The 11,592-nt window shown below is 57.9% G+C and carries 13 protein-coding genes and 1 pseudogene; 5 read left to right on the top strand and 9 right to left on the bottom strand.

Annotated elements, in window-relative coordinates; all coding sequences use genetic code 11:
- Positions 1-218 precede the first annotated feature (218 nt).
- Both PQR53_RS34630 and PQR53_RS34635 read right to left on the bottom strand, forming a co-directional pair.
- Positions 219-1,199 carry a ParB/RepB/Spo0J family partition protein gene (locus PQR53_RS34630; protein WP_233469119.1) on the bottom strand — a complete coding sequence of 327 codons (981 nt, stop codon included), beginning with the start codon at positions 1,197-1,199 and terminating at the stop codon, positions 219-221.
- Positions 1,196-2,404 (bottom strand): ParA family protein, encoded by a 1,209-nt coding sequence (locus PQR53_RS34635; RefSeq protein WP_408464427.1) that lies wholly within the window; start codon positions 2,402-2,404, stop codon positions 1,196-1,198. Before PQR53_RS34635 ends, PQR53_RS34630 begins: the two co-directional genes overlap by 4 nt.
- 1,127 nt (positions 2,405-3,531) lie before the next feature.
- Between PQR53_RS34635 and PQR53_RS34640 the strand changes: the two genes are divergently transcribed.
- From PQR53_RS34640 to PQR53_RS34655, 4 genes are all read left to right on the top strand, one after another.
- A complete protein-coding gene (locus PQR53_RS34640; protein ID WP_171929303.1) occupies positions 3,532-4,929 on the top strand; it encodes a replication initiation protein in 1,398 nt (465 codons plus the stop codon).
- 52 nt (positions 4,930-4,981) lie between these two features.
- Positions 4,982-5,293: a hypothetical protein gene (locus PQR53_RS34645; protein ID WP_408464429.1), complete on the top strand. Its 312-nt coding sequence runs from the start codon at positions 4,982-4,984 to the stop codon at positions 5,291-5,293.
- A gap of 192 nt (positions 5,294-5,485) precedes the next feature.
- Complete coding sequence (locus PQR53_RS34650; protein ID WP_007731380.1) at positions 5,486-5,926, top strand: Xre family toxin-antitoxin system antitoxin; 441 nt, start codon at positions 5,486-5,488, stop codon at positions 5,924-5,926.
- The gene (locus PQR53_RS34655) at positions 5,926-6,402 is read left to right on the top strand and encodes an RES family NAD+ phosphorylase (RefSeq protein WP_408464431.1); all 477 of its coding nucleotides are present in this window, start codon (positions 5,926-5,928) and stop codon (positions 6,400-6,402) included. The genes PQR53_RS34650 and PQR53_RS34655 overlap by 1 nt, the downstream gene beginning before the upstream one ends.
- A gap of 214 nt (positions 6,403-6,616) precedes the next feature.
- Here the strand turns inward: PQR53_RS34655 and PQR53_RS34660 are convergent, their stop codons facing one another.
- The 7 genes and pseudogenes from PQR53_RS34660 to PQR53_RS34690 form a co-directional block, all read right to left on the bottom strand.
- The gene (locus tag PQR53_RS34660; protein WP_408464433.1) at positions 6,617-7,150 is read right to left on the bottom strand and encodes a hypothetical protein; all 534 of its coding nucleotides are present in this window, start codon (positions 7,148-7,150) and stop codon (positions 6,617-6,619) included.
- A gap of 411 nt (positions 7,151-7,561) precedes the next feature.
- Positions 7,562-7,828, bottom strand: a complete 267-nt coding sequence (locus tag PQR53_RS34665; RefSeq protein ID WP_115783782.1) for an XRE family transcriptional regulator — start codon at positions 7,826-7,828, stop codon at positions 7,562-7,564.
- A 31-nt stretch (positions 7,829-7,859) separates the two neighbouring features.
- Positions 7,860-8,603 carry a DUF7673 family protein gene (locus tag PQR53_RS34670; protein WP_408464435.1) on the bottom strand — a complete coding sequence of 248 codons (744 nt, stop codon included), beginning with the start codon at positions 8,601-8,603 and terminating at the stop codon, positions 7,860-7,862.
- Between the two features lie 4 nt (positions 8,604-8,607).
- A complete protein-coding gene (locus tag PQR53_RS34675) occupies positions 8,608-8,853 on the bottom strand; it encodes a hypothetical protein (protein ID WP_408464437.1) in 246 nt (81 codons plus the stop codon).
- A gap of 448 nt (positions 8,854-9,301) precedes the next feature.
- The gene (locus tag PQR53_RS34680) at positions 9,302-9,664 is read right to left on the bottom strand and encodes a single-stranded DNA-binding protein (protein ID WP_097397481.1); all 363 of its coding nucleotides are present in this window, start codon (positions 9,662-9,664) and stop codon (positions 9,302-9,304) included.
- A gap of 46 nt (positions 9,665-9,710) precedes the next feature.
- Entirely contained in the window at positions 9,711-10,022 is a 312-nt protein-coding gene (locus PQR53_RS34685; RefSeq protein ID WP_408464439.1) for a hypothetical protein, read from the bottom strand.
- Positions 10,023-10,061: 39 nt separating this feature from the next.
- Positions 10,062-10,628 (bottom strand): annotated as a pseudogene (locus tag PQR53_RS34690) (DUF932 domain-containing protein); the annotation flags it as partial.
- 318 nt (positions 10,629-10,946) lie between these two features.
- Between PQR53_RS34690 and PQR53_RS34695 the strand changes: the two are divergent.
- A partial coding sequence (locus PQR53_RS34695) for a tyrosine-type recombinase/integrase (protein WP_408464441.1) occupies positions 10,947-11,592 on the top strand: 646 nt, incomplete at its 3' end.

Genomic DNA, 11,592 nt, shown 5'->3' on the forward strand with positions numbered 1-11,592 from the left:
ACCTCGGAAGCAGGGCTCGTCCGAAAAGTGTGCCTAGTAGCACACTCCCGTTCGCCACCCTGCTCCCCGGGTGGACGGGGATCTGCTCCGGCCACCCGAGGAGCCAAGCTGGCGAACGCACATCGGCATCGCGTACACCGGCGGCTATATAACACACCGAATCTTGCGGTCGAAAGAAAGCCCGCATCAAGGCGGGCTCCAGACCTATTGGGGATGCCTCACTCAAGAGGGCTGCCGTTAAACAACTCGCTTATGACTTGGCGGATGCGGGTCTCCTGTGCATCTGACAGGACGCCCGTTTTGATTTTTACGGTGAAGCTGTTCACGTCCTTGGTAATGCTGCCTGCGTGATTCTTTCCCGCAAAAAACTTCTCGATTGAGCGCTCGCGAGCCGTCTTGCTAGATGCGCGACGGCCGACCAAGGCAGCAATCGCCGGCGCGTACTTACCTTGATCGAGGTTTCCCGATACCACTTCCGGCCAAAGTTCGCGGGCAGCGGCCACCGCTTTCTCACCATGCTTCTTAATGACGTTCGCGATCGCATCGGCGGCATTGCCACCAATAAGCGTCGGATTGATATCGAGGTCGCTGGCGATGAACGCGGGTAGGCTGTCGAATGCGAGGTATCTGTACAGCCCTCGCCGGCTCATGCCGACAGCTTCGGCCAAACGCGTGCGATTTGGAAATTCCTTTTCGGTACGGCGAATAGAGATGGAAATCTCATAGTCGGCCAGGTCATCCCTGCCGATGTTTTCCACCAGAGCCAGCACCGCCATATCCTGGTCCGAGCAATCAACGACGAGGACTTTGATTTCCTCAAGTCCGACCAGCTTGTGTGCGCGCCAACGCCGCTCGCCCGCAACAATCTGATAGGCAGACTCCGCTCGGCGAACCACGATCGGTTGTAACAGCCCGACCTCGCGAATCGACTCTGCGAGTTCAGCTAGCTTCGCCTCGTTGAAAACCCTCCGGGGCTGCCAAGGGTTCGGCACTATCTCTGACACGGGCAGCACTGATTGCGCGCCGCGAGTTTCCAGCTCCTGAATCTTGATGTTGGCCGCAGCCAGGGCAGCAGCCATCCCAGGCCCGGTCTTCGGCTTATCGTTCGCTTGCCTAGAGGCTGTAACTTCGTCTTTCGGGATATCTGACGCGGCGCGCAGATTGGCAGTCTGCTCAGCCATTCGAGCACGGATATTCATTTGCCGAGTCTCCACTGTTCGACGTACATATCGTCAATCCACTTGCAGTATTCCCTGAGCGGCTGACGAACCCGCTCAACAGTTTTCGAACTCGCGTCCTTCTTGCTCAGGTCAAACACCGTCGACAATGCAAGCGCGCCGCTACTCATTGCCGAGCTTGCCGGAATTTCGGTTGTCGTAAGCCAGTCGCCATAGGCCCGTTGAGTCCATGGACGAACCACAGAAGCCGACGAAGTCGGGCTGTTATCAACCTTTGAAAGGATGATCGAAATGAAGTCGTAGGCCTTGTTGGCCTCCCTCTCCATGAAGTTACGTGCGATGTCGGAGAACAGCCCCCAGAAAGATACAGAACTGATGAAGTCGAGGCTTTCCGGAACCAGCGGCATGACCATCGAATCCGCAGCCATCAACGCATTGAGCGTCAGGTAGGACAATGAAGGCGCCGTATCGAGGATGATGTAGTCGTACTTGCTGCGTAGCGACGCGAGACCTTCCCGGAGGATTGCCCAGAATTGAAAGCTGGGCTTAGCCTTGAGCATCGACGGGATGTAGAACTCCGCACTGAACAAGGAGGGGTGGGCTGCGATGACGTCCAAACCGTCCCAGTAGGTCTGCTTGATGAATGATGACAGCCCGCCTTCGATCGTCTGGTCATAGATGAACGGCAAAACGGTCGAATCTTCATCAACCTCCTTCTCTGCATACAAGCCACAAAGCTCGGAAAGTGATGCCTGCGGGTCTAGGTCGATGGCGAGGACCCGCCGACCGCGGAGCGACAATCCCTGCGCAAGACACATTGATGTCGTCGTTTTGGTCGAACCGCCTTTGAAGTTGGCGACGAGGATGACCTTCCCGTCCGCACCGCGCGACCCGGTGACCAGCGGCGACTGATATATTTCAGATAGCTGCTGCACGTACGTCCGTGCCTCGGCCAGTGTGAAATGGCGGCTACGACCAGTACCCGATGCCTCACCCGCTGGCAGCGTGCTCCCATCCCTTGTGGCCTGGTAATGAATCTTCGTGCGGTCCATTCCGCAAAGTTCGGCGATCTCCGCCGTAGTAAATGACGGAGCCGATTTTCGCGGTTTCGGCGTCAGGATACTGTTACGCAAGTCTTCCGTGAGCGTGTTAAGCGTCTCCGCGAAACCCGCAAGTTCACCCAAGGTCACTCTTCGCGTAATTGCCGGGAATTCTGCTTTGGACATGGTTTTTAAGGTTTAGCCCGAAATCGATACGAAGCGTAGAATACTAGAAAAATACAAAAATGTACCCGTAACTTAACCTCGTTTCTTAGAAACCGACGTTAAGTGGCTATTTCGCAACCAAAAACTCGTGTTAATTTCATAATGTGGAAAGACGCAGCCCGGTGACGCGTCAAATATATGTTTTTGTGAATGAATTTTGAAAGATCATGGTGAGGGAAATTGTTGACCAGTGAAGGTTCTGGTCACGAAGGTGGGTGAGAAATTTTGTTGAATACATAACGAGAAGAGGCGAGCGGGCTCAATTTGAAACGGGCGCGCCCCGTCTTGCAGTGAATCACTGCGTAGAACAGGACGCCCCACAATATTCCTCACAATCATCGCTCGCTTTGCCAGCCCGCCCTCCCGAATCAGCTCACCATGAGTGAGCAGCGTTGACAGCGATCCAACAAAACTTCTCACCATGCGACCATGGGAGCGCAACCCGGCAGCCAGCCACAATTCCCCTCACCATCGCGCCGGCAAATTCGAGTATCTCCTTGGATACTCCCTAACTACCGAGGCCATAACGCTTTTCCCCTTGTTCCACCGTGGGTGGCGCTGGCCCATACAAATTTGCTCACCGTCGCCAACAGAAAACCTCACCACCGTCGCAGATTGGGTCGCTGGAAACCCCCGCCGCATACGGCTTTGTCGGCGGCTCGGAAGGCTTCAACAATTCCTCTCACCATGGTCCCGGCGGCCACATGAAGTCTCACCCTGAACGGGTAAACACTTCACTCTCATAGAGGAATTTCATTCACCTTTGCCCTACAAAAGGGCTCACCTCTGAAACAAAATCACTCACCTTTGTAGGGCTAACTCGTTGTTTTTGTTTGAGTTTGATAGGTGTTGTAGGTTGGTGGGTTTGTTTTTTCTAAGACTTTAAAAACACCAAACAAACGCCTCGGGCGAGCTGGACAGAGCATTCTGGCGACGCCTTGGTGGTCCTAATTCTTGACCGATCGGGTAGCGAAGGTGGGTGAGCCGAATTGTTGAAACAGTGTTTCGATGGTGAGCCTTTTTGTTTTGACATCTCACCTACGCGTGTTAGAGTTTTCCGCGGCTAACAACCAAGAAAAGAGGGCACGATGTCAACCGCCGTATCGACAAGCGCAACATCGCGCCAGATGTCGCTCGAACTTTTTGAGGAGATGTTGGCGACCGACACGCCGATCCATAAGTCAACCAAGGAAATCGGCTATCAGCGGAACAACGTTTTCGTTGATGTCACTGACGTCGGAGTTACGGCGCGTCGCCTGCTTGATGCAGCGCACTTCATCGTGGCGCAGGAGCCTACAACACCGAAATATTACGACGTCGAGCTGAGCTACTTCAGGTGGCTCATGCGTTACGACAGCTACAACTACAAGCATCTGAGAGCAGTCGTATCCGAAGCACAGAAGGCACTCATCCAGGTGACCGCGGCCCCGCAGGGTAGCATCGCAACTGAAAACGAAAAATGGGTATCCGTGCAGCTGCTCGGCATTGTCGGTATTGACAAGGGACGCATAACGTTTGAAGTCCCGCAACCGCTCATCCGCCACATCAAGGACCCAGAAAAGTCGCACTGGTTGAGCCTTCGCATCACGTCGGCCTTCACCCTTACTTACGCACGTGCAATCTATGACCACGTCATTGCGTACGTGACGGACGGCATCACCGATTGGTTTGAACTCGATGTGATCCGAAACTGGCCTGGCAAAGCGGGCTCCAGTGCAACAGTCTTCAAGTATTTCAAGCGGGACAGTCTCGAGCCTGCGGTAAAGCAAATCAACGAAGTCTCTGACATCGAGCTGAGCTACGAGACGCGCACCGAAAGCCCGAAGTCCAAGAAGATTGACCGGATACGCTTCAGGCTTTCCAGGAAAGAAGGGGCCGACACCGTCCGCGCGAGCTTGATTGGGTTGAAGGAAACCTACACCACGTTGAAAAACGAATTCGCCTTCACCGAAAAGCAGTTCAGTGTCATCTCGCAGAACCGCGCCATCTGGTCCGATGAACGCATCCTTGATGCAATCGAATACACTCGCGCAAAGATTGATGACGCGAAGGTGACAAGGAGTCCTGCGGGCTATCTGATGAAGGCCATCACTGAGGGCTACAAGCTTTCAGAGGCTGAGCGCCGGATGAAAACGGTACTGGCCCAGAAAGCCACGGAAGAGCAGGCCGAGGTGACTTCCAGAGCCACCACGAGAATAGCAGTTGAAGCGAACAGTGCAGCTCTTGAGGAAGAAGCCAAGCTGCGATTGGCCGACGAGGTCAGCGCTGGTCGCGAAGCTTTCGACCAGGCCGACGCACGGGCAAAGAAAGACTTCATGCGCGCGTACATTGCGTCTCCTTCTGGCAAGCTGGCCATCAAACGTCTCAAGTTCGACATAGCCACCATTGGCGAAGCAGACGTGCTCAAGCACGCGGACCTTTCCTTCGCCTTCTACCATTTCGTGTACCTGCGCAACAAACCCAAGGCAGCCCGAGCGCGCGTCTGACCGGCAGAAAACTAACGGGAGCGTTGCCTACCTGAGGAACAACGCGCGCACGTTGGTCAACTACGTCGCCCGGCATCGCAAGGGCCTGCCGATCAGCAGTAGCATCGCCGAGTCCGCGATGAACCAGGTCATCAGCCACCACATGGCCAAGAAGCGACAGATGCGCTGGACTGACGAAAGGGCGCACTGTATGGCGCCGGTCAGGGTCGCGGTTTTGAACTCGGAATTCTCGCCCCGCCGCATCTCGGCGCTCGAGATAGCCGCCTCGCGTCACGGCAAATGCATCGGCGCAGCATCGCCAGGCCGGCACCGACCATCGAACAGAACAGACCGTGCAACCATGCCGCACGCCAAGGCGGCCTGACGAAATCGGCCTCCCCAACTTTTGCACGCTCTCGCCTGGGCGTGTCGTCGATCTCCCCCCAAAGGGGGTTTGGGGGCGATCATTCGCTGAAAGTAGCCGGCAGTCCGGCCCGGACCGGCGATGCCCTGGCAGCAACTACTGTCTCTGCCATTTTGGTATAAAATGGATGCCAAATGGCAGGAGGTGAAACTGATGAACGTTATCGAGAAGGTATCAGCCGATTCATTGCTCGGAGGGCGGTCGGTATTTCCGCGTTCTCCCCGATCCGGCCTTGAATGGGTGGAGGTCGTCCGCCACGGCATTTCGTCGCGGGCGCTGGACGCGATGCTCAAATCCATCGGACTTTCGCAAGCAGAACTGGCGCAGGCGCTCGATATCCCGGAGCGGACCTTGGCGCGTCGCAAGCGGGAAGGGGTGTTGAGCCGTGAGGAGTCAGCCAAGCTGCTGCGACTCGCGCGTGTCGCCGCGCGCGCTGCCGAGGTGTTTGATGATCTCGACCTGGCACTCGCCTGGCTTAAGATGCCGGTTGCTGCCCTGGAAGACGCCACGCCGCTGAGTCTTGTCGATACCGACATTGGCACCGATAGCGTGATGGATACGCTAGGACGCATCGAGCATGGCGTGTTTGCGTGATGTTCACGGCATGGCGGGTGGTGACTGAACGATATGCAGATACCGCTTTTTCTGGGGAAGGAGCGCGATTGTACGGTGGCCGGTGGAACCCCAAAGGCGTCGCGATGGTGTATACGGCGCAGACGCAATCGCTCGCGCTGCTCGAGATGTTGGTCCAGGATTCACCGCTGCGCGCCCGCTATGTGATGATTCCGGCCAGTATCCCGGAGAAAATCGTCGAACGTATCGATCCCGCCAGTTTGCCTCGCGACTGGCGGGACATTTCAGCGCGGGCCGAACTGCAGCAACTTGGATCAGCGTGGGAGCGGAAGCGAACCAGCGCAGTGCTGGCTGTTCCCAGTGCGGTCGTTCCTGCGGAATCCAATTATTTGCTCAATCCCAATCATCCGGACTTCACGCTCGTCCTGGTTGGAACGCGTGATGAGTGGTTGACCGACCCTCGGTTATTGCGGCGCGCGGCTGCAAAGGGATCGTGACGGGCATCTCGTGTGGCGGTGGCAAGCGGACGATGGCGGGTGATCAACCAACCCGCCGGCCATGCTTCTCTGGATGCCGCCATTCAAGGCGCCTGTGTGTTGTCAAAACCGATTACATCATGCGTTTAGGGGCGTCGCCAGTCACGGACCACCATTGGCGGAACCGGTCCCGCAGGATCCTGATCTGGCTCGTGCCGATCCGGTCAGTGGGGGATTATTTTTCGTTACGGTCACGGTCGATGTAACGGTTAAATGCGGCTTCGTCGTCGTAAAGTGACCTCGAAAACGTGTCGTCGGCCCAGTCGATCAGGCGCTCGATCACCGCGCGTCGGGACAGGCCGAAGTGCGCGACCAGCCGCTCCAGCGCGAAAAACTGGGTGCCAGTCATCGTCAGGTGCAGACGGCGCTCGCCGGAGCCGGCGTCTTCCTGACGCGGAAGCCGCCCGAGGACCGTCGCCACGTCAGAAGGAACTCGGGCAGACGGCTTCCCCCGTGACACAGTCTTAAGCTCTCGCCGCGCCTGTACCAGTTCAGCACGCAGCTGCTCGCACTCCCGCACCAGGGCGTCATGGGCGTCGGCAGGCGGAGGGGTATTTTTCGTTACAGTAACGGATTTTGTGCGCGCGCCATGTCGGGCTCGCCACGCTGCCTGACGCTCGGCGTTCGACATCGCATCCGGTTTCCGTGGCCGGCCACGGCCACGCTTTTCCGTGGTGCCGGTTACCTTGTCGTTTGCCGGTGAAGGCATGATCCATCCTGGTGCGGTTGACCACATCTATTTTACGTTATTCATAACGATAAATATGGTATTTCGTTACGCGTAACATAAATGTGCACAAGCTGCCTTGCACGGCATGTATTCATCCGGGCAGATGGTTGCAGGTGTCGGGTCCCAGCCCGGGTGTCGTTTCCCGGAGAGGATCGCTCACGGCGCAAAGCCGGTTGCAACCCGACATGGCATCGCTCTATCTTTTTTCGTTTTGTTACGTGACACACTCGGGGAGGCCGTCAGGGAAGAGGGCATCTGAAGATTCGGAGATACCGGGATGGCCCCAGCCTCGCGTACGTAAACGTCCGACTCTTGAAGGGGCACCCCGATCAGTCGCGCCCCCGGCGTGATACAGGAACCGCAGGATTGCGAATCATCAGCGTTTCGAGGCTACTCTTCTGTTTCCCAGATGTGGCCAAATCCGGCGGCATGGCAGAGTAGCGCCCATGCGGAATAGGGGATTTCATTTTCGCCGCTGATCCAACGACGTATCTGCCGCCCGCTCTTGTCAGCGAGGTCCAGAAATTCCGCTGCACTACGTCCGGTAAAACCGGCCAGCCGGACTACCTCCTGGATTTCCGCCCCGGTCGGTTTGGCCCAATAGATCGCGGGCTGCAAGCATTCGCGTCGGATTGTCGTGTTTGTGTCAACTGCCATATGCTTTTCCCCTGGTACTCTTACGTTCGTCTCAACTACTGGCGCATAAGGCGTGCGCCCGGAATCTAAAGCCACTGCGGCCGCAGCTCGCCTTCTTACATGTCGAGTGGCCCTTCGTGCCACTCACGCGGCCGCCACGCCCCACGATGCAGGTCGATAAGATCGTGGCTATACGCTCCGAGTCGCCAGCTGAAAAGTGTAGTTCGATCGGCAACTGGCGTGCAGGGTCCCCGTCAATCGCCACTGCCAGCGTCATATCGTGATAACCTGGTGCTTCCTGATTCGTCACATCGCGGCCCTGATAGCGTTCGCCATGAACCGGCGGCAGCTCCGGCGCGGGGCGTTTGTCCAGATTCCAGCGCGTGATTGTCTGCTGCCAGCGCTGCTCACCGCCAGGAAAATAGCCGTGCACTTCAACAGTCGGGCGGTGGTGGAGTCGCAGCACGGCCAGACAGTGCTCGAACAGATCGTCGTTCAGCGCCCGCAGTGCCGTGAGGTCGAAACGGTAGTCGGTGCCGTTGTACAGGCCCGCGAGAAATTCGGCGACGGTCTCCGCCTGTCCGGTTTGGCCTTCGGCCACGTCAACGAGCTGCAGGAGCGAATCGAGGCCGCGGTCACGATCGCCAACGCGGGTCTCCGCGGCGCGCTGCGCCGGCGTCTGGCCGCCGTGCGCGTTCGCAAAAAACTCCGTGATGGTGTGCTGGGGCGCCTCGAGGAGGTGCTCGGGCACGTCGCTCGTAATCCGGTGCGTTTTCGGGCGGGGCGCAATGTTCACGGTGTTACCCTGATGGTCCGGAGTAGGAGGCTTCGGCCTCGTACCCGCGGTTGGTGATCAAAGCGGCGATGCTGAACGACACTGTTGCATCGAGGGCATCGGCCAATGCAAGCCCGGAAACCATCCCGCGGAAACATTCGCTACTGTACCCAACGCCAGTTCCTTGCTGCCGTTCGCGCCAGGTCACAACCATGTGTGCCTTGAGACGTTTCAGTTCGTCGGCGCGAGCGTAGATCGTTCTGCCTTCCATGTCGGGTCCTGTTGATTCAATCCGTATAAGGGATCGTACGACAGCGCCGGCCTCAGCGGTCCGCAAGCCGATCCAGGATCCAGCCCCCACGGCTTCGCCGCGGAGGAAACACGCTGCCTCCGGCTGCTTGACGACCCCGGCCGCGGTTCGCTTGCGCTGTACCGGATCGTCCCGGCGCTAATGCGCCGCGCCGGCGCTCTCCCCACGCCTACTGGCGCGGGTCCCCGTGCGCCTCGATCCGGGCGCGCCGGCGCGCGCGTGACGCCTGCGGTTACCCGGGCTCAAGGTTTGGCAGGAAGGGGGTGCCCTTTCCGGACGGCTGGGACGCCCATTCCGCTGAGGCAATTTTCGGCCAGGCATCAGCTGGAAGGAACCACCGCAGCCCAGGGTTTCAACGTCATCTCCTGTGCTGGTCAACAGCCCCGGCATGAACCGGGGCCGACATGCATCATTCCTGACGCCGCGCGAGTTGCGCCCGCTTGAGTTCGCCAGGCGCGCCGAAGTCGAAGTTATCGACCGTGAAGTTATATCCGTAACGCTCGATGCCTTCACCGTCCGTGAAATCGTTGTTCGACAGCTTCGCCTCAACGATCAGTTGATCGCCCTTCAGAACGTTTCTGGCGATGGCCTCACCACGCGAACCAAAGGCGGTGAACTGGATTCTCACCTGACGCTCCTTCGCTTCACCGCTGCCTTCGTCGCGACCGGCGTACTCGTTGGAAATCAGGGTGAATTTCGTCACCTTCGAATCACCGTGATTCGCAAGCACAGGGGCGGCGGCAACACGGCCAGTAAAGAAAAGCTTGTTCATGATTGGTACTACTTAAAGTTTGAATGAAACAGAGGACAACTTTCGTTCAAAATCCTGACTCGGGTAGGGCAGGCTGCGGGGCACGGGGTGGCACACGATGAAACTCGGAGAGAGCGTTGCGGGCTATCGCGCGCAACTCTTCCCGGTGCATGTCGATTGGGTGCCCGTCGCGGTCCAGCATGTTGGCAATCCGGTCGAGTGCTTCGGCGGAGCGCGCTGCGGCATCGGCGGACAAGGCCATGCGGAACAGCTCCGCGCGGACCAGAGAACGGTCGCCGTATTGATAGACGGCCAGCAGCGGAAGGAGGGCGGTCAGCCACGTTGGGCGGATGTGAGCGGTATCCATGTCGGTTTCCATAGTTGAGGTCATGCCCGGCCCGAAGGCCGGGCGCACCTGTCAGCCGCGCAGGCGGCACAGTTCGTCGGCGAGCACCCAGAGGGCGCGGTTAAGCCTGATGTTCTGGTCAATGCCGGTCACGGCGCGGGTTGTGGTCGCCCGCCCATTCGAATTACGACCGCGCAGGCCGCCGTTGATCATTTTTTCCTGCACTCGATTGAATGTTGTCCACAGGTCTGGTGCGCGATCCTCCATGCGATGCGGTGTCAGAAGTTGCTGTTCAGTGATCGGCGCGGGCCTGTCGTCGTCGTACCGCAGCGTAAGCGCGGACCGCGCGAAAGCGGTCTGTTCGCCGTCGGTCAACGCGAGACCGGCCATCCTCTCGCGCTGCTGGGTCGCCGCCTCGAAGCTGTCGAGCACCTTGAACGCTCCCTCGATCACCTCGCCGACCACGTCGCCCTTATGAGACACGCGGATATCACCAATGGTGTCTCCGCAGACCATACCGTTCTGGCACACAAACCGGAACATCCCGGCGAGCATCTGGTAGCTGCTGCTGCCGTCGTGGCTGTTCAGAAGGATGATTTCGTTGGCTTCGCGGCCCGCGATCTGGTCGGCGTGGCGTAATAAGAAGGACGCTGTAATGCGAAGGAGTACCGTGTTCCTCGGCGCTGAGTGTAGGTTTCGGCTGTTCAACTCGGCATTATTTGACAGCCTCCTGAACCGCCAGTCATGACGCTCGCGCTTCCGCCAGGAAAGGAGGTCATCATGTATCGATCGGTACCTTGTTCAAGTCCGTGGCTTGATCTATTGAGGCGTCGTCTCCAGGAGGCAGGCTACTGTCACAGGGTCGCTAAGCAATATGACTTTGCTGCGCGATGCTTCCTTCTCGATCTGGAGCGTCGTGGACAAACCATAGAGTCTGTATCTCCGTCGGATGTCGACATGTATCTAGCGAATCTGAAGCGGCTGCGTGACCAGCAGCCGCTCCCCGTCGTCAATAGAAGGAAGGATTGCGCGTCTATCAAGATGCTGTTGCGACTGGTCCACAACGGTAAATGGCCACCAGAGTTCGCGCAGGCAACAGACCACGATATCGTCGTGTGCGATTTGGTGCGCAAATACGATACGTGGATGGTGGAAATGCGCGGGCTATCTCAGAACACACGCAGAAATAGACGCTTCGAAATGTATTCTCTTCTGAGGTGGCTGCACGACCATGGAAAGAGCATCGAAACGTTGCGCCTTGCGGACCTCGATGCATATATTGCATCGCGCGTTGTCGTGATGAAGCGCCGCTCAAAGGCGGAGGTAATAAGCACGTTACGTGGTGTACTGCGCTATCTGTTCGATAGCAATCAGACGCCAACTGATCTGGCAGACGCCGTTGAAGGGCCTATCATCTACGAGCACGAGGCTACTCCGACGACAATCCCTCGAAGTGACATCGATCGGGTACTGGAAATTGCCCGACGTGATCGCTCACCCTTAGGTATCCGTAACTACGCGATTCTGATGCTGCTGTCGACCTATGGCCTGCGCAGTGGAGAGATCCGTGGATTGCGCCTGTCAGACATCGACTGGCGGCATG

Origin of the sequence: Paraburkholderia fungorum (assembly GCF_046027605.1) — a bacterium.
GTDB lineage: Bacteria > Pseudomonadota > Gammaproteobacteria > Burkholderiales > Burkholderiaceae > Paraburkholderia > Paraburkholderia fungorum_F.

Bases quoted from the DNA above. Each gene is read 5' to 3' on its own strand.
- PQR53_RS34630 (WP_233469119.1), bottom strand. From the start codon at position 1,199: ATGAATATCCGTGCTCGAATGGCTGAGCAGACTGCCAATCTGCGCGCC.
- PQR53_RS34635 (WP_408464427.1), bottom strand. From the start codon at position 2,404: ATGTCCAAAGCAGAATTCCCGGCAATTACGCGAAGAGTGACCTTGGGT.
- PQR53_RS34640 (WP_171929303.1), top strand. From the start codon at position 3,532: ATGTCAACCGCCGTATCGACAAGCGCAACATCGCGCCAGATGTCGCTC.
- PQR53_RS34650 (WP_007731380.1), top strand. From the start codon at position 5,486: ATGAACGTTATCGAGAAGGTATCAGCCGATTCATTGCTCGGAGGGCGG.
- PQR53_RS34655 (WP_408464431.1), top strand. From the start codon at position 5,926: ATGTTCACGGCATGGCGGGTGGTGACTGAACGATATGCAGATACCGCT.
- PQR53_RS34660 (WP_408464433.1), bottom strand. From the start codon at position 7,150: ATGCCTTCACCGGCAAACGACAAGGTAACCGGCACCACGGAAAAGCGT.
- PQR53_RS34665 (WP_115783782.1), bottom strand. From the start codon at position 7,828: ATGGCAGTTGACACAAACACGACAATCCGACGCGAATGCTTGCAGCCC.
- PQR53_RS34675 (WP_408464437.1), bottom strand. From the start codon at position 8,853: ATGGAAGGCAGAACGATCTACGCTCGCGCCGACGAACTGAAACGTCTC.
- PQR53_RS34680 (WP_097397481.1), bottom strand. From the start codon at position 9,664: ATGAACAAGCTTTTCTTTACTGGCCGTGTTGCCGCCGCCCCTGTGCTT.
- PQR53_RS34685 (WP_408464439.1), bottom strand. From the start codon at position 10,022: ATGGAAACCGACATGGATACCGCTCACATCCGCCCAACGTGGCTGACC.